Below are 17,944 nucleotides of genomic sequence, written 5' to 3'. Positions count from 1 at the left end.
AATACCTAAGAATTAAATTAAAGAATTCTTGAGATTTGCCGATGTTTTATTCGTGACCTTATGCACAGGCCGACATGGGTCAGCCCTTCTTTTTGGGGCTTTCGCACACCGATAATCGAAATTGACGCTTTTTGATACAAAAGCGCCAAAAGCATTCAAAAATTCTCAGGGAGTCCAGGGCATGAATCGCCAGCTTCATCGTGTCGTCTTCAATGCAGCCAGAGGCATGCGGATGGTGGTTCAGGAAACGGCCAAGAGCACGGGCAAGGCGTCGAACAAGGCGACGAAAGCATCTGAAGGCGCGCCGGCCAGCGCCGTGGTCCTCGCTCCCATGTTGATTGGGGCAGCCTTGGCGGCCATGCTGACGACATCCGCGTATGCCCAGATCGTTGGAGCGCCCAATGTCCCAGGCAACCTGCGACCGACGGTGCTGGTGGCGCCCAACGGCGTGCCGCTCATCAATGTACAAACTCCGAGCGCCGCAGGCGTCTCGCGCAACGTCTACAACGCCTTCAATGTCGGCGCCAACGGCGCGATCCTGAACAACAGCAGAACCGACGTGCAGACGCAGCTCGGCGGTTTTGTGCAGGGTAATCCGAATCTCGCCACGGGCCCCGCGCGCATCATCTTGAACGAAGTCAATGGGGGCTCTCCCAGCCAGCTTCGTGGTTACATCGAGGTCGGCGGACAGCGCGCCGAGGTGGTGATTGCCAACCCGGCCGGCATTAGCGTAGATGGTGGCGGCTTCATCAACGCCTCTCGGGCAACCCTTACGACGGGCACGCCGCAATTCAACGCCATCGGCGGCCTCGACAGCTTCCTGGTTCGTGGCGGCACCGTCACCATCGACGGTGCGGGCCTCGATGCCAGCAGGACTGACTACGCTGCCATCCTCGCGCGCGCCGTGCAGGCCAACGCGAGCATCTGGGCGAGCGAGCTCAAGGTGGTGACCGGTGCAAATCAGATCAGCGCCGACCACACGCAGATCACGCCCACGACAGGAACGGGCGCAGCACCGACCTTCACTCTCGATGTGGCGGCCCTCGGCGGCATGTATGCAGGAAAAATCACGCTTGTGGGCAATGAGGCCGGCTTGGGTGTACGTAATGCAGGCAACATCGGAGCGAGCAACGGCAATCTCATCGTCACGGCAGCGGGACGTCTTGAAAATACGGGCACCCTCGAAGGCACACGCATAGAAATCTCCGGTGCCAGTGACATTGACAACCGGGGCGGCACGATCCGCCAGACCGGCAGCGTAGGCCTCGGCATCACTGCACCGGTCCTTTCGAACACCAACAGCGGAATCATCGGTATCGAGCCGGCACCAGCGCCGACCGCTGGCACGGGAGGTAGCACTAGCACCGGGGGCAGCACCGGCACAGGTGGCACCACCAGTCCAAGCGTTTCCACCACGGGAACCAGCCCCGGAGCGGATTCAGGCTCCAGTAATGCGGCTTCGCCGGCACCGGCACCGTTTGTCCCCACATCGCCTGGCACCATCACTGCGGCGGGAACGATTCTGAACGACGGTGGCCGCCTCTACGCTGGTGGTCCGATCGCGCTGCAAACACCACAGATCAATAACGCGGGTGGCACGTTGTCAGTCGCCAGCATGGCGGTCACTGGTCCAAGCTTCTCCAATGCTGGTGGCACTCTGAACGTCAGCCAGAGCTTCGGCGCAAACGTTGGCACCTTCGACAACACGGGCGGCAAGCTCAATGCGGGCAGTCTGACCATTGCCACCAGCGGCGACCTGATCAACACCGACGGTGTGCTGACAAGCGCTTCCGATGTGAACCTCACGGTGGGTGGGAGGGCTGAGAACACTCGCGGCACGATCACGGCCACGGGTGTACTGACCGCGAACGTTGTTGGCGCCACCACCAACAACAGCGGCACGCTGGCTTCAAATCAGGCGTTGAGCCTGAACACCGGCTCGCTGGAGAATACTGGCGGTAGTGTTCAGTCTGCACAAGCCGGCGTACAGCTTGGCGCAGCCAACGCACTGACCAACGGCAGTGGCGGCAATATCAGCGCGGCCACCGATCTCGGCATCCAGGCCGGATCGCTCACCAACGACGGCAGTCTGCGCGGGAGCAACGATGCCAACATTGCGGTTGGCGGGGCATTGACCAACGACGGCACTGTCACGGCGGGCCGCAACATCACGATCACTGCCGGCAGCGTGCGTGGCGGTACAGCCAGTGTGCTCGCGGCTGGCGCTCAGGGCGATGGCAAGCTTGGCACTGTAGGTGACCTGCGTGTGACCTCCACGGGCGCCCTGGTCGCCAACGGCACCAGCATCGCGGCGGGCAACGCCACGCTGCAAGGTGCGAGCGTCGACCTGTCGACCGGCCAGACCAGTGCGACTGACATCGCAGTCACGGCTGCTCAGGGCAATGTGACCACCAGCAACGCCACGGTCGTCACGCCAGGCACTTTGAGCATCACGGCCAATAGCCACGCGGCGCAGGCCCTCGTGAACGACGCCGGCAAGCTCAATGCCGGCCAGTTGCAAATCGACGCCTCGAACCTCGTCAATACGAACGCGGGCGAGATCGCGCAGACCGGCACAGGTGCGACGACCATCGCGACCAGCGGCACGCTGAACAACGACGGTGGCCGCATCGCCAGCAATGGGCAAGACCTCACACTGCAGGGCATAGCCATCACCAGCAACGTGGGCAAGATCGAGCACGCGGGTCCCGGAACTCTGACCATCACAGGGGGCAGCTTCAACGGTGCCGACGGTCAGATCACAGCGAACAACGCGTTGGTGGTCGCCGTGTCGGGGGCATTCAACCAGGACGGCGGTAAGGCGACAACCAGCGCCAAGCAAATCTCCATCGACGCAGGCTCGTTGAGCAATCGTGGTGGTCAGATTGTGCAGACCGGCTCCGACGCCACCCGTATCACTGTCGTGAGAGCGATCGACAATACATCCGGCACCATTGCGAGCAACGGCAACACGACCATCGCAGCCGGCAGCTTGACTAACCAAGGCGGCTTCGTTCGTGCCGCAGAAACTTCCAGCCTCGGTCTGACCGTTGGCGGCCTGCTCGACAACAGCAACAAAGGATCGATTGGAGCGGGTGGCAACACCACCGCCACGGCGGGCAGTCTCAACAACGATGCCGGCAGTGTGACGGCAGTGGGCGACTTGAGCGCCACCATCGGTGGAGCTGCAACGAACGTCGGCGGGACATTGGCTGCCAATGGCAGCACGACCCTTCTTGTAGACGGAACGCTGGACAACAGCGGTGGGACTGCCGCTGCGGTCAAGGGGAATTTGAGCGTCACCACATCCGGAGCGACTACCAACATCGGAGGAACGCTGCAAGCAGGCGCCAACGTGGCCTTGACGAACGGGGGCTTGATCAACAGGGGCGGCACCGTCTTTGGCGAAAGCCTGGGCGTGGATACCCGCAAGAATGCTCTGGACAACAGCAAGCAGGGAACATTGGCGGCGGCTACCACCGTCGACATCAAGTCGGGCGCCCTCAACAACGACACCGGCCTGGTTCAGTCCAATGGCGGTGCAATGACCATTGATACCGATGGCCAGAAACTCACCAATTCCAACGCCGCGAGCTACACCACCAAACAGGGCGGCATCACCAGCGCTGATACGTTGACCCTCAAGAACGTCGGCGACGTGGACAATGCGGCGGGCTTCATCGGCGTGAAGAATGCGCTCAACGCCAGCACCCGGTTGTTCACGAACGCAGGCAATGGCCAAGTGATCGGGCAGTCTGCGGTTGTGATCAACACCAACGGTGCGCGCTACGACAACGGCGGCGGTCAGACGCTGGCTGTGGGCAACTTGGATATCAATGCCGGCAGCATCGCCAATACGAGCGGTTTGGTCCGCTCGGCAGCGACAACCACGCTCAACGCCGGCAGCATTGTCAACAAAGACACGCTCGGCACCAACCAGGGCATTGAAGGAAAGTCCGTTGCCATCGGCACTGGCGAGCTGGACAACACCTCTGGTGCCATCCGTGCCGATGTCGATACGACCATCACCAGCAGTGGCACCGTCAGCAACACCAATGGCCTGCTTTCGGCCGGCAACGAGTTGAGCATTCGCGACCCCAATCGCGCGAATCCCGGTGCCAAGACGCTGAACCTGGTCAATACCAACGGCACGCTGGTAGCAGACAAGAGCCTCAAGATCGACGCAGCGACGTTCAGCGGTGACGGCAAGGCTGTTTCGGGGCAGGACCTGAGCCTCGCGCTCACACAGAACGTCACCAACAACGGCGAGGTGGCCGCCAACGGGAACCTGAGTTACACCACCACTGGCAACTTCACGAATAACGGCAAGCTGCTTGCGGGCCAGACGCTCACGGTCGGTGGCAACAACGTTGAAAACTCGGCCAATGCGGAGATGTCGGGCACGAACACTACGATCAACACCAGCGGCACGTTGACCAACCGTGGCCTGATCGACAGCAAGAACGACACGCAGATCAATGCAGGAACAGGGGCTCTGAAAAATATCGGCACGGGTCGCATCTACGGCAATGCGATCTCCATTGCCACCGGTACGCTCGAGAATGACGCGGAGACTGTCGCCGGCGTGACCAAGGCAGGGACCATTGCCGCGCGCAGCACCCTCAACATTGGTGCGACCACCATCACCAACCGCGAGCATGCATTGATCTTCAGCGGCGGAATGGGCGCGGATGCGATGAGCATTGGCGGCTCGCTTGACGCCAACCGCAAGGCCATAGGGCAGGGCTCTGTGCTCAACAACCTAAGCGCAGACATCGAGTCGCTGGGTGACATGTCCATTTCGATGGCGAACGTCAACAACCGCGACGTGCACATTCAGAGAGGGCCCCAAACGGTCACATCCGGCCTTCAGGTTGGTATTGCGCCCAACACTCCCCTAGGAAGCGGGATCGGCAGGACCACTACCTACCGCTTGGACGAAGTCACCCTCGACGCCGGCAATGGCCTGGTCTTCCTCCAGAAGACTGGCGAACTCGTCGGCATGGGGGGCTACGGTGTCTGGAACAACCTCATCACGACCACGGAAGACACGGCAATCAACATCGATCCTGCCCATCTTGTTGCGGGCGGAAGCATGAGCGTCAACGGTCGGCTGTACAACGAGAACAGCCAGGTGCTGGCAGGCGGGACTATCACTTCCACTGAGTATGTGTCCTCCCAGTTGTCGGGTACGCGAACGGTCACAGGGTCGGCAACAGTGGTCAATAACGAAGGGCAGTCGCAGACACCCATTCCGATACCGATCATCACTGCGCCGGAGACGATCACACTGGGCGCCTACAAGTACCAGGAGAACATCAACGCCACCAATGGCTACGATGCAGGATCTGCACCGGTCGGTAGCGCGGCGGGGAGCGCGGGCGCTGCCGGTGGGACGAATGGCGGTAACCGCCCGGACACCATCGTGCAAGTAGCGGCCAATGTCGGTGCCGTCATCAAAACTTCGGGAAGTGCCGCAGGTTCAGCCGATGCTGCCGCTGGCGCCGGAGACACCGATGCGAGCCAGACTGTACCGATGGTCGTGCGTACCAGTGGCCCGAATACGCGCATCCCCACCGCCAGCCTGTTCAGCATCCGTGCGGGCGGCGGCTACCTGATCGAGACCGATCCGCGCTTTGCCAACTACCGCAACTGGCTCAGCAGCGACTACCTGCTGAACAGCCTCGGCCTGGACCCCAACAACATCCTCAAGCGTCTGGGCGACGGCTTCTACGAGCAGAAGCTCATTCGTGAGCAGGTCGCTCAGCTCACGGGATATCGCTATCTGGATGGGTACAACAACGACGACGATCAGTACGCCGCGCTGATGGATGCGGGGGTGACCTTCGCGAAGCAGTACGGCTTGCGCCCCGGCGTGGCCCTGACGGCAGCGCAGATGGCCCAACTGACCAGTGACATCGTCTGGTTGGTCGAGCGGACGGTCACCTTGCCGGATGGCTCCACTCAGAAGGTACTCGTTCCGCAGGTGTATGTGCGCGTTCGTCCGGGTGACATCGATGGCTCTGGGGCACTTCTGAGTGCCGATGCCACGGTCATCAAGAGCTCGGGGGATGTGGTCAATACCGGCACCATTGCTGGCCGCTCCCTGGTGTCGATCACAGCCGAAAACGTCAATAACCTTGACGGCGGGCGGATTGCGGGTGGCAGCGTCAGGATCGATGCGCGCAACAACATCAACAATATCGGTGCGAGCATCACGGCCAGGGATGCCGCTGTTCTGACGGCCGGCGGGGATATCAACATAGAAACCACCACCCGATCCCGTGGCACGAGCACTGCCATCGACCGCGTGGCGGGGATTTACGTCACCAATCCGGGCGGCGTGTTGATCGCGTCCGCGGGCCATGACGTGAATCTGATCGGCGCGGCTTTGGTCAGCGCAGGCTCAGTGGGGGTCGGTGCCGGACATGATGTCAAGCTGGGCACGGTGACCGAGGGCTACACCATCTCGTTCGCCAACAAGAACGCGGCGGGCATCTCATCCAAGAGTCAGGAGGTTGGCTCCGTCATCCAGGGACAGGGCAATGTGCGGCTTGCGGCAGGCAATGACCTGAATATCCGTGCGGGTGCGATCGCCAGCATGGACGGTGCGTTGGTAGCCACGGCCAAGAACGACATCAACATCACGGCGGGTCAAGCCACAAGTAGCGTGGCTGCGGCCACGCAGAGTTCCTCTAAGAGTTTGTTCAGGAAGAGCAGTTCCAGCACCTTGGACAGCTCCAGCACCGTGGACGTGGTCTCCAGCAGCCTGAGCGGCAATACCATGGCCCTGGTCGCGGGCAACGACCTCAATGCCCAGGCCGCGCAACTGAGCGCCCAGAACGCGATGAGCCTGTCCGCAGGCCGTGACATCAATCTGATCACCGCCAACCGGACCACCCAGGAACTGCATGCCAGCCAGCAGCGCAGCAGCTCCACGGCATTGTCGAGAGCTTGGGCCGTCGCCTCCGACGCGGGGGGGCCTGTTGGTGGTTATGGCAACCGCAACAGTTCGGGCAACGGCGCCAGCGCCGACATCCAGACCCAGGCCGTGGGCACCACCATATCTGCGGGCAGCCTGCAAACGGTGAGCGGCCGTGACACGATCTTGCAAGCCGCTACTGTGATGGCCGACAAGGACATCACCATGGTGGCCGGGCGCAACCTCACCATCGAGAGCGCCCAGAACACCCGGATCAGCAGCAGTTCGGCGGCCAACAGCAAGAGTGGGTTCATCGGTTCCTGGTCCGCACCTGGGCTGGGGCACGTCAAGAACTTTGAAGCGCAGGCCAGTATCGGCACCACCCAGCAATCCAGTCAGGTCGCTAGCCTGGGGGGCAATGTGACCCTCGTGGCAGGCAACGAATACCGGCAAACCGCCAGCAGCGTTCTGGCCGCGGGGCAGGCGGGTTCGTTGGCAGGCGGGGACGTGAGCATCCTGGCGAAGAGCGTCACCATCAACGAGGCGTACAACACCGAACAGACCACGAGCTTGCAGCGCAGTTCCAGCTCCCAGTTGGGCGGTAGCGCCAGCGTAGGGGCCTTCGGCGTAAGCGTGAGCACCACCGACCTGCACAGAGGTGGAGGCGGGACCCTGGGCCAGCTTCGCAATTCCGTCTCGGCCATGAGCGAGACCAACAACAGTCGCGCTCAGGCCCTTGGCGCACTGAATGTCGCGATGACGGGCAAGCAGGTCTATGACAGTGTCAGCAATTTCGCGGGCGGCGCCAGCTCCCCGCTGACCTACGGCGTGAGTGTGAGCCTGAGCCGTAACACCAGCCAGGGCACCAGCACCACGACCACCAGCACGGCCGTGGGCTCCAGTGTGATGGGGGCCAACAACGTCAACATCGTCGCCACGGGTGCAGGGGCTGCCTCCAACATCAATGTCGTGGGCTCCACCATCGCGGCGGGCAACACCGCCAACCTAGCGGCGGACAACGACATCACCCTGGCGGCCAGCAAGAACACCAGCGTGACGGTGGGCCAGAACTCCAGCCACGGCGCCAGTGTCGGGGTGACCCTCGGCGCGGGGGCTCAGACCGGTCTCAGCTTCCAGATCGGCGTGCAAAACGGCAAGGGCAGCGACAACCAGAACGCGACCACCTACAACGCCACCCAGGTCTCAGGCGGTAAGGCGGTGAACGTCTCCAGTGGACGCAACCTGACGCTCAACGGGGCGACCATCGAAGCCAATCGGGTGACGGCGGACGTTGGAGGCGACCTGAACATCACGACCTTGCAGGATGTGAGCATCGGCCAGAGTCGTCAGTCCAACAGCGGCTTCGGCTTGAGCATCTGTGTTCCACCGATTTGCGGCGGGGCCATCGTGCTGCCCTCGGCCAGTGTAGGTGGCGCTTCGGCCAACGGCTACTATGTCAGCCCGAACACCCAGTCCGGCATCATGGCCGGGGCTGGCGGCTTCAACGTCAATGTCCAGGGCAACACGACCCTCACAGGCGCCGTGATCGAGAGCACGCAGGCGGCCATCGACAACAACCGCAACAGCTTCCACACGGGCGGAACGCTGACGATGACGGACCTGAACAACGTCAATCGCTCCGACGGGCAGGCGTATGCGGTCGGTGCCAGTGTCCCCCTTGGCTACGGCACCCGGCCGACGGACGCGACTGAGAACACGCCCGAGCAGTCATCCAGTTGGTCCTGGACACCGCCTAAGGATGCGAATGGCAATAGCATGGCAAGCACTCGTCCGGCCGGTGGCGCCGGCGTGGGTAGCCACGGCAGCAGCCAAACGAGCGTGACCACGAGCGGCATCTCTGGTATCGCGGGCAATACGAGCATCAGGACCGGCGACCCCAGCAGCGCCGGGACGCTGGTCAAGGACTGGAACACACAAGCCATCCTCAAGGACGTTCAGGCACAAGCCCAGATCACGCAGCAGTTCGGGCAAAACGCGACAAGAGCCTGGGCCGACGTCGCGAATCAGCGACTGCAAGAGGCAAAGGACAAAGGAGACCAGGAGGGCATCAGTTGCTGGTCTGCAGATGGCAGTTGTCGCGCTGCGGGACATGCGGTCATTGGCGGGTTGACGGCAGGCGCCGCAGGAGCCACAGGTGCGGTGCTCAGCACCCAGGTTGCGCCAGTGATTGATCGGGTCGTTGGCGGCCTGGGTGTGGACGAGGCGACCCGCAATATCCTGGTGGCCAGCCTGACCACCGCCGTGGGCGCGGCAGTGGGCGGTACGCCGGGTGCCGTGGGGGCGTTCAACGAGGTCACTAACAATTTCCTCACCGGCAAGCAGGTGGCCCAAAAGGAAAAGGAGTTGGCTGACTGCAGTAAGGTCGGCAACTGCAAAGCGGTGATCGACAAATGGGATCGAGTCGATCTGGAGCAACAGGACCTGCTGGACAAGCTTCATCGGGCAGAACTGGCGATGCTGAAGGATCCCTCCGAGGCCAATGTCCGAGAGTTGGCCGATTCCAAGAAGGCCTGGGCCGATCTCTACGAGAAGTTCAGGTCAGACGGCGACACAGGCGGCATGAAGTTCGTCAAGGACGTCTACTTCACCGCCAACCTGAACTACCAGTTGGCGTGCGCCAAAACCTCCTCGTGCGTGATCCCCACGAAGAGCGAGATCATGACCTCGCTGGCCATGAACATCGACATCGCGATGGCGACCGAAGGGGCTATGGCGGGGGTTGCTCGGAAGGTAGTGGATCGGCTCAGAGGAAGAATGCTCGATGAACCAGCCCCCTCTGCTGGGGTTTCAGGCGCTCGGAACTGTTCCTTTAGGGGAGATATGCAGGTCAGGACGGCTTCGGGCTACGTCCCGATCAAGGACATTCGAGTGGGTGACCGCGTGTATGCACGCAATGAATCTGATGGCGCGCAAGGCTACAAGACTGTGCTGGCGCAGTACGGCAATCCGTACAAGGAAACGGTCTATCTGACGATTAAGGACGAGAGGGGGCGACAGCAGACTATCGTCTCGAACAGGATTCACCCGTTCTTTACGATCCCGGAGGGCGATGCCCCGCCCCCGGCATCCGAAGGGCACATTTATCCCGGCGATATCAAGGGCGGGCGCTGGGTTGATGCGGCCAATCTGCGGGCCGGCTTCAGGCTTCTTGCCAGTGACGGTAAGTGGCAGATCGTTGTCAGTGCTCGCGTGGTCGATGAACCGCTGCGTGCCTACAACATGACTGTGGCGGACTATCACACCTACTTCGTGAAGGGTGCGCATGGGGATGAAGGCGTCTGGGTCCACAACAACTGCTGGGAGAACTTGCCCAGCGATGCGCTGGCCACGGGCAAGACAACGGCCGATGGACGTCCCATCTATACATTCCGGGACGCGAGTGGCAATCAGGTCACGGCATATCAAGGCTGGGGCACCGATACCCGGTGGTACAACCCGTCGACTTATACGCCCACAGCACCTGCGGGCACGGCATTGCCTCCCGTCCGGATCAGTTTGAATAGTCAAGGAATCACCGAGATTGTCCCCGGTGCAACGCCGCTGGTGCGACAGGGCGAACTGAATGTGCCGGACGTCGGTGGGAGCACCAAACTGAGACCGGCCGAGGCTGCAGCGGCCGCTCAGGTGGAGCCACTCCTCGGGACATTGAAGCGCTATGAAGGGCCGCCGACGTTTGAAAAAAAATCACCTGACCTTCAATTCGCCAGCGGAGAAAACGCCGGCAAAACGGTGGACTTGATGTATACGACTGGTGGCGGCAGGCCGGCTGAGATCGCAGGCATGAACAAGTTTTTTGAGAAAAACATGACGGTGCCAAAAGCTCCAGGCGAGTTGCCACCGGGAGTTAATCAAATTCAAGAGCATTTAAGCAAGGCGAATATCGTGATGATGGATTTCAGAACACTTACGCCGCAAAACCAGCAGGTGCTACAAAATTACATCAATACATTGCCTCCTGCGCAGGCGGCCAAGATCATGATCATCAAGTGAGCATTTATGTCTGGCGATATTTTTTTTGGATTTGATCCATCGATGCCCGTAGGAAAACAGGTGAACGACGGCTACGTCAACTCACCTACTTTTGCTGCTTTCGGGGAGTTGCTGAATGAGGCGTTGGCACAAACACATCCCGCGCAACTCGAGGAGATCACAGAAGGCCAATACCAGATGTTGTATGACTTTTGCGGCTTGCCTGCTGCCGATTACAACTCAGTCATTTATGCCCTGCGCAGCTACATAAATGGCTTGCAAGCTCCGACAGAGATACAAAAAAATGCAATCTGGGTTTGGCAAGAAATGGCGGAACCCTTTATCCGCAAGGACGAGCGCTACGACTTCGCATTCCATGGCGAAATCCCGCCCTCTCAAACCTGAAGCTTCTACTCGACGGCGCTGGCCTTACCTCTTCGGCCTGAATCTTCTGAACTATGAACCTAGGCGATCCCAGCACTACGCCAATCAGGTCTCGGGCCACGCGTTCAAATTCCATGCACATCAAACTCTTGACCTCTCTTCTCGCATTCGGTTTTCTGGCAGGTTGTGCCCGGTCTCCTGCCACACCTGTGCAGCAGGCTCCAGTGGCACGCGTCATGGTGGTTCCCGTGGCATCGATCGAGAAGATGCATACCGAGAACAAGGGTATTCCCCTCGGCGTGCTGTGGCAGTCGGTGGCAGACCGCATCAAGAGTTCAGACTTCAATGAGCGTATGGAGGTCACGCGAAAAGACATGGGACCGAAACTCACGGCGGCATTGGTTCGGCAATTGACTGTCCAGGGTTATGAAGCGCAGGTAGTCGAAGGCGCCTCGGGGCGACCAGCACAGTCTGTGATCGATGAAAGCAAATTGCCTCCGACCCATGCAGTGCTGCGCGTCTATCTCAATGAGGTCGGCATGTTTTCTGCCCGTTTCTCAAGGGACTATGTGCCGCGCGTCAACCTGAGTGCCTATCTGGTTCGAGGTGAGACGGAAGACAGCCTCTACAGCGAAACGCTCTATTACGGTGCCGACGCAACGAACGAGAACGCATCATGGAGCGTGCCAGCGAACCCGGACCATCACTGGTCGAGCTTCCATGAATTGGTCGAGCATCCGCAGGAGGTAGCTCAGAGCTATGACCATGCGGTCAATGCGCTGGCGACAAGGGTTGCCCAGAACATTCGCGCACAGGTTTCACCAAGCGCGGTGGTAGTGCGGTCGGCAGCACCTTGACCCCTAGGTCGCGCGAAGGATCTGGTGCGCTCGTTTTTGGGCACTGCTTGCATCGCCGCTGTGTGACGCGAGCATAGAAAAATGATGAGGGAGAGAAATTGAGAACGAATTCGCGTGCCATGCTGGCCGGTTTGCTGATTGGCAGTCCTCTGCTGGCTCAAGCACAGGTGCCAAGTGCCCCGCAGCCCTTCGTCGAACAGCAGCGCCAGCAGGAGCGCGAACGTGCCTTGCGCGAGCAGAACGAGCGCACCGTCGATCAGCGACCGCAAGCCGCGCCGCCGGCTCCGGTCCAGCGCATTCCTGAATCCGAATCCCCGTGCTTTCGCATCGATCGAGTGCTTCTGGTCGGCGAGCAGTCCGAGTCTTTCCAATGGGCTGTGGCTGATCTATCCGGCCCTGAAGCCAACGATTCACCCATCGGCCGCTGCCTCGGCACAATCGGCGTCAACGTAGTCCTCGCCCGCGCCCAGCAAGCCGTCATCGCGCGCGGCTACGTCACCACCCGTGTGCTTGCTGCGCCGCAGGACCTCTCCACCGGCACGTTGACCCTCTCGCTGGTGCCCGGCCGCATCGCAGCCATTCGGACAACGCCCGACTCTTCGTCCACGCTGTTCGGCAGTTCCGCTTTGCTGGCCACGGCCATTCCCGCGCGCCCCGGCGACCTCCTGAACCTGCGCGACATCGAGCAGGGCCTGGAGAACCTCAAGCGCGCCCCCACGGCCGAAGCCGACATCCAGATCGAGCCCTCGACCGCACCCAACGCCAAACCCGGCGACAGCGACCTCGTCGTCAAGTACGTCCAATCCAAGAAGTGGCGTATTGCACTGAGCCTCGACGACAGCGGCACCGAAGCCACAGGCCGCTATCAGTCCGGCGCAACCCTGTCCCTGGACAACCCCTTCGGCCTGAACGACCTGTTCTACGTCAGCGCCAACCACAACATCAACAACCACGTCTTCAGCGATCCGGCCAAGGGCACCGAAGGCCAGACCGTTCACTACTCGCTGCCTTACGGCTACTGGCTCCTGGGCTTCACCGCCTCCAACAGCCAGTACCACCAGAGCGTGGCGGGCCTGAACCAGGACTACGTCTACGCCGGCAAGTCCAACAACGCCGAGGTCAAGCTCTCGCGCCTCGTCTACCGCGACCAGAGCCGCAAGACCACGGTGGCCGTCAAGGGCTGGCGCCGCGAGTCGCGTAACTTCGTGGACGACACTGAGGTCGAGGTGCAGCACCGCGTGGTCGGCGGCTGGGAGTTCAGCTTGAACCACAAGGAGTTCATCGGCGAAGCGACGCTCGAGGGCACGCTGGCCTACAAGCGTGGCACTGGCGGCTTCGGTTCCCGCGTTGCACCGGAAGAGGAGTTCGGCGAGGGCACTTCGCGCCTGAAGCTGTACACGGCCGATGTAACCCTCAACGCGCCGTTCAAGTTTGGTGAGCAGAAGCTGCGCTACTCTGGCCTGATCCGTGCGCAGTGGAACCGCACGCCACTGACGCCGCAAGACCGCTTCGCTATTGGCGGGCGCTACACGGTGCGTGGCTTCGATGGCGAGACGAGTCTGCTGGGTGAGCGTGGCTGGCTCATCCGCAACGACATCGGCTGGGCCGTGGGGCAGAGCGGGGCGGAGCTGTACACAGGCATGGACTACGGCCATGTTGGCGGACGGTCGACGATTGATCTTCTGGGCCGCAGCCTTGCCGGCGCAGTCATCGGCGTGCGCGGCCAGTGGAGCAAGCTGAGCTACGACTTCTTCGTCGGCACGCCGATCCACAAGCCCGAGGGTTACAGAACTGCCCGGATCACGCTGGGCTTTAATCTGAATGCCAGCTTCTGAGATGAAGCACAGACATCAGGTGGAGGTTGCTTGAAACGAGTTCTTGCCGTTGTGATTGCCATATCACTGGGCGGTTGTGTCTCGGCAGTACCGTACGTGCCTAGCGATGACGGCCCATCCGCCATGCTAGTCGTCCCCTCAAAGATAACGAGTTGGCGGCCAGGAAGTATTGGCTCTAAGACGTTGAGCTTCTCGATAGCTGACGACCGAGGTTGCGGAAGATTTTTCAAGTCTGAGCCTGCGACGTCGGAGCATGCAGAAACCGTCTACAAGATTCCGGTCCACAAGGACATTCTTGTCGGCTATGCCTACGGCAGTGGAACTATGTCGTGCAGTGTGACCGCTTCATTTCGTGCGACGACGGCGGACGCGCAATACGTACTTCAGGGCCAGGTTCTTGGCCTTCAGTGCTTGCTGACGGTATCCCAAAAGATCGGAGACACGTTGCTTCCTGTCATTGTGGAGCCGGCATACAGCGACGCGTGGACAGGACGCAAGGCGTGCAAGCGACGACAAGACCTCTAGCTCGGCCCAGGGGGGGCGCCATGGAATGATGGCTCCGCAATCCTTCGCCGTCGTCGGCGTCAGTCGTTTGTGTTGTTTATTCTGGCTTGATGGGCAAGCTCACTCGAGGTGAGCGAAGGCTCAACGGCGATATCTCATCTACGTTCGATGCCCAAGAAATCTGTTCAAGTCGGCAACGACGGCAAAGAAGTGACGAGTTGCTATGCGAGCAGCAATCGATGTCTCTCTGGCACTGGGACGGGGGCATCATCCCCGTTCTAAAGGAAATCCAATGTCCGTATCGCACAAGAACTCGTCGACGCTAGGCGACCACGACTTCTACCATGCCCCGGCAATGTATGGCATCGTGCGCATGTTAAACAAATGGCGAGTCACTCTTTCGCGAAGAGGTCATAAGTTCTTGAGAGATTTCGCCTTCAGCAGGTATGGCGGCGAGTCCGCTGCGCTGGCGTGTGCGCAAGCGTATCGGGACGAGGTCGTGCGCCAACATCTGCCGCAAGAACGACGTGAGGTGGCGCAGAAACTGCTCCCCAGCAACAAGAGCGGCGTTGCCGGTGTGACCTTCCGGTCGAACAGAAAAGGCGAGATCACGAGCTGGCACGCGATCACCCGTGTGAGCGTGGATCGCGTGTTGACCAAGTCTTTCGGCGTGGGCCGCTACGGTGCCGCCCAGGCGGAGCTTCTGGCGATCGCAGAGCGCGAAAGGCAGTTGGCGCAGATGAGAGGGCTCAGGAAGGTTCACCCCGCGGAGCAAGGCGTGAGGGCGATGGTACAGAAAGCACCAACTACCTCAAAAGCCACGGCAAATGGGGCGCAGCGAACTTTGCCTGAGCCTATTGCGGTCGTCGAGATCTTGAGAAAAAACAACAGCTCCGGCATCCCTGGAGTCTCTTGCATCATGAATGCCGATGGTTCGCCCCGCTACTGGCTCGCCAAGACAGGAGGAATCGGCAGGAGAAGCATCTCCCAATCGTTCTCCGTGAAGACGCACGGCAACGAGAAGGCCCGTTTGCTGGCGATCGCTGCGCGCAAGGAACAACTGCAACTCAAAGAAGCTTCACACACTCGGATCCAGAAATCCGGCTGAGAGAAAAAGGGCCCTACATGCCGTTGAAAGAAGGTCTCACTGTCCTCGAAAAAGTCGTCTCAGCGTGCCGCGCTGACAGCGGGATACCATTTCCGCTCGCCAACATCCCGACGAGTCCTTTTTCGCCCGCCGCTGCGTTTTCCGGCGGCGCCTGCGACGGCATGGTGGTGGACGAGCTGTGCGGCACGCTGACCAGCGGGGCTTCGTGCTTCCACAACTGCTTGGGCATCCGCGGACGCTTCTGACGGAATCTGCTCAAGAAAACATCGAAGCGACAAGAAGCGATTCCAGCTGGATGCAGGGCGGGATGTTGGTGGGCTCATCGAGACGGTGATTACCCGCCGGCGATCGGCACGCCAGCCAAGGCCGGCTTCTAGTCCCTGGCGGGCTTGCCGGCCGGCCGTCGGCGCGTGAGCGCCAAGTTGGCGGTCATCATGGCCGCGACCAGCGTGACCAGCCACGAGAAGTAGACCCAGAGCAAGAACATGGGAAGGGCCGCGAATGCTCCGTAGAGCGCCTTGTACGTCGGCACCTTCACGAGGTAGGTGGTGAAGCCGCGCTTGCCGAGTTCGAAAGCCACGCTGGCGATCAAGCCACCCGCGAAGGCATCGCGCAGCCGTACCTTGGTGTTCGGAACGAGGTAGAACATGCTCGTCAGTACTGCGACGCCGAGCATGAGCGGCCCGAGGTCGAGCACGAGTGCGAGCGAGTGCGGCAGCGCACCGATCAGGCCCATGGAAATGCCCAGCAGATACGACATGGCCCACAGGCTCAGCCCCAGCACCGGTGGCCCGACGGCCAGCATCAGCAGGTACAGGCCGACCCTCTTGAGGAATGGCCGATTCTTGCGGACCTTCCACATCTGGTTCAGCGCGTTCTCCACGGTGAGCAGCATCGCGATGGCTGCGCCCAGCAAAAAGAGCGAACCGACCCAGGTCAGGCCGCTGGCGTTGGCGGCGAACTGGTTCAGGTACTTCAGCACCGTGCGTGCAATGTCTGCCGGAAGCAGCCTGCTGAGCAAGAACTCCTGAAGCGCATCCTTGAATCGCGCGAAGACCGGGAATCGCGTGAGCAGCGCAAAGCTCACGGCCAGCACGGGCACGATGGACAGCAAGGTCGTAAACGCCAAGCTTCCGGCGACTTGGGGCAGGCGCTCTTTCCGGGCGCGGTCGATCGTCAGGCGGGTCAGGGCAAACATGTATCGCTGAAGGAGGAAGAATCGAACGGTTTCGCGGCCACAAGAAGCTGCCCCCTGAAGGCCACGATGGTCCGAGTGTCTGTGGATCGAGCCAATCTCTTGATTCCACCGGCCGAATCGACATTGCAAGCTGCCCTTGACTGTAGAGCGGCCCGATTCCAGAAATCTTCAGACCTATATGACTGAAGTGAGCAGTACGCCGCGCGCTTCAAAAGTCGCTATCACCAGCTTGCCAATCTGGGAAGCCTGTTTCGCAAATCCGACTTCATATAAGCGGCTGGTCTTGGTTTGGATCAGGCCCCTGCACGAATGAGGTCGACCAGAACAGCCTCCGGAGGCATTTTGCAAGCCCGGCACCAGTCCAAGTAGAGCAAGACGTCCACGTATCGCTCACCGCGCTCAACTTTTGAAATGTAGGACTGGTCGACCTTCATGCGCGAACCGAGCTCCGCTTGCGTCAGCCCCGCAGTCCGTCGAGTTCCGCGCAAATGCTTGCGCAGTACGTCGTAACGGCGGTGATGGATGGACGGAAGCATCTCTCGATGCTCGTCGTCATCTCAAAAAAGGTCGTTTTGACCTTTTTTATCTATGATCTGGCACTTGAGGAAATGCCGTTACGGCCTTTTACGTGTGCGTCGGTTGGCCGGCAGGCATGTAGCTCAATCCCATTCCGTTCGATAAATCGAGGAGAACATTCGTGACCAACTTCGTCCACTGCCGCGGCTGCGGCCACCAGATCCACGAAACCGCCCCAACGTGCCCCAAATGCGGTGCCCCCCAGACCCCCGCAGGGCAGGGACCTGCCACAGTGCAGGCACCGCTGTCCGGAAGCCCGAGCCCCTATGGCTCGATCCCCTGGTTCCGCCAACGCTGGGCGCTGGTCTGCATGTTCCTGGTGTTCCCGCCGGCTGCCGTCGTCATCGCCTGGAGCGGCGAGATCTACTACTTGGCGGGCACCACCATCAAGACCCTCCCAAAGAGCGTCAAGATCATCATGACGGTGATCACGGCGGTACTGCTGATCGCCCTGGCGGGCGATGACGAGGCCTTCCAAGGCTTCGCCGGCATGCTGCTCATCGGCGGCGCCATCGGCTTGTCGATCCGTAAGTGAGCCGAGCGGTCAACCACTTCCTTCCTCTCCACACA

At 60.9% G+C, this 17,944-nt stretch carries 9 protein-coding genes; 7 read left to right on the top strand and 2 right to left on the bottom strand.

Annotation, left to right across the window (positions count from 1 at the left end; translation table 11 throughout):
* Positions 1-181 precede the first annotated feature (181 nt).
* The 6 genes from ACTG4X_RS27065 (at position 182) to ACTG4X_RS27040 (ending at position 15,845) form a co-directional block, all read left to right on the top strand.
* Complete coding sequence (locus ACTG4X_RS27065; protein ID WP_440532378.1) at positions 182-10,933, top strand: hemagglutinin repeat-containing protein; 10,752 nt, start codon at positions 182-184, stop codon at positions 10,931-10,933.
* Between the two features lie 6 nt (positions 10,934-10,939).
* On the top strand, positions 10,940-11,317 hold the full coding sequence (locus ACTG4X_RS27060; RefSeq protein ID WP_440532377.1) for a hypothetical protein: 378 nt from the start codon (positions 10,940-10,942) through the stop codon (positions 11,315-11,317).
* 113 nt (positions 11,318-11,430) lie between these two features.
* Positions 11,431-12,153, top strand: a complete 723-nt coding sequence (locus ACTG4X_RS27055) for a hypothetical protein (protein WP_440532376.1) — start codon at positions 11,431-11,433, stop codon at positions 12,151-12,153.
* A gap of 119 nt (positions 12,154-12,272) precedes the next feature.
* Positions 12,273-13,988, top strand: a complete 1,716-nt coding sequence (locus ACTG4X_RS27050; protein WP_440534431.1) for a ShlB/FhaC/HecB family hemolysin secretion/activation protein — start codon at positions 12,273-12,275, stop codon at positions 13,986-13,988.
* A 796-nt stretch (positions 13,989-14,784) separates the two neighbouring features.
* The gene (locus ACTG4X_RS27045; protein ID WP_440532375.1) at positions 14,785-15,600 is read left to right on the top strand and encodes an AP2/ERF family transcription factor; all 816 of its coding nucleotides are present in this window, start codon (positions 14,785-14,787) and stop codon (positions 15,598-15,600) included.
* A 17-nt stretch (positions 15,601-15,617) separates the two neighbouring features.
* On the top strand, positions 15,618-15,845 hold the full coding sequence (locus ACTG4X_RS27040) for a hypothetical protein (protein WP_440532374.1): 228 nt from the start codon (positions 15,618-15,620) through the stop codon (positions 15,843-15,845).
* A 128-nt stretch (positions 15,846-15,973) separates the two neighbouring features.
* Here ACTG4X_RS27040 and ACTG4X_RS27035 read toward each other — a convergent pair whose 3' ends face one another.
* Together ACTG4X_RS27035 and ACTG4X_RS27030 are read right to left on the bottom strand one after the other, a co-directional pair.
* A complete protein-coding gene (locus tag ACTG4X_RS27035; RefSeq protein ID WP_440532373.1) occupies positions 15,974-16,798 on the bottom strand; it encodes a YihY family inner membrane protein in 825 nt (274 codons plus the stop codon).
* Positions 16,799-17,091: 293 nt separating this feature from the next.
* A complete protein-coding gene (locus tag ACTG4X_RS27030) occupies positions 17,092-17,334 on the bottom strand; it encodes a helix-turn-helix domain-containing protein (protein WP_354412014.1) in 243 nt (80 codons plus the stop codon).
* A gap of 161 nt (positions 17,335-17,495) precedes the next feature.
* On the opposite strand from ACTG4X_RS27030, the gene ACTG4X_RS27025 reads away from it, so the two are divergent.
* A complete protein-coding gene (locus ACTG4X_RS27025) occupies positions 17,496-17,909 on the top strand; it encodes a hypothetical protein (RefSeq protein ID WP_440532372.1) in 414 nt (137 codons plus the stop codon).
* Positions 17,910-17,944 lie beyond the last annotated feature (35 nt).

This window comes from Variovorax sp. YR566, from assembly GCF_051992195.1.
Classification (GTDB): Bacteria; Pseudomonadota; Gammaproteobacteria; order Burkholderiales; family Burkholderiaceae_C; genus Variovorax.
This window is presented reverse-complemented; position numbering and strand designations above follow the sequence as displayed.

Coding starts and splice junctions, on each gene's coding strand:
- ACTG4X_RS27045 (WP_440532375.1), top strand. CDS start 14,785: ATGTCCGTATCGCACAAGAACTCGTCGACGCTAGGCGACCACGACTTC.
- ACTG4X_RS27030 (WP_354412014.1), bottom strand. CDS start 17,334: ATGCTTCCGTCCATCCATCACCGCCGTTACGACGTACTGCGCAAGCAT.
- ACTG4X_RS27060 (WP_440532377.1), top strand. CDS start 10,940: ATGTCTGGCGATATTTTTTTTGGATTTGATCCATCGATGCCCGTAGGA.
- ACTG4X_RS27050 (WP_440534431.1), top strand. CDS start 12,273: ATGCTGGCCGGTTTGCTGATTGGCAGTCCTCTGCTGGCTCAAGCACAG.
- ACTG4X_RS27035 (WP_440532373.1), bottom strand. CDS start 16,798: ATGTTTGCCCTGACCCGCCTGACGATCGACCGCGCCCGGAAAGAGCGC.
- ACTG4X_RS27065 (WP_440532378.1), top strand. CDS start 182: ATGAATCGCCAGCTTCATCGTGTCGTCTTCAATGCAGCCAGAGGCATG.
- ACTG4X_RS27055 (WP_440532376.1), top strand. CDS start 11,431: ATGCACATCAAACTCTTGACCTCTCTTCTCGCATTCGGTTTTCTGGCA.
- ACTG4X_RS27040 (WP_440532374.1), top strand. CDS start 15,618: ATGCCGTTGAAAGAAGGTCTCACTGTCCTCGAAAAAGTCGTCTCAGCG.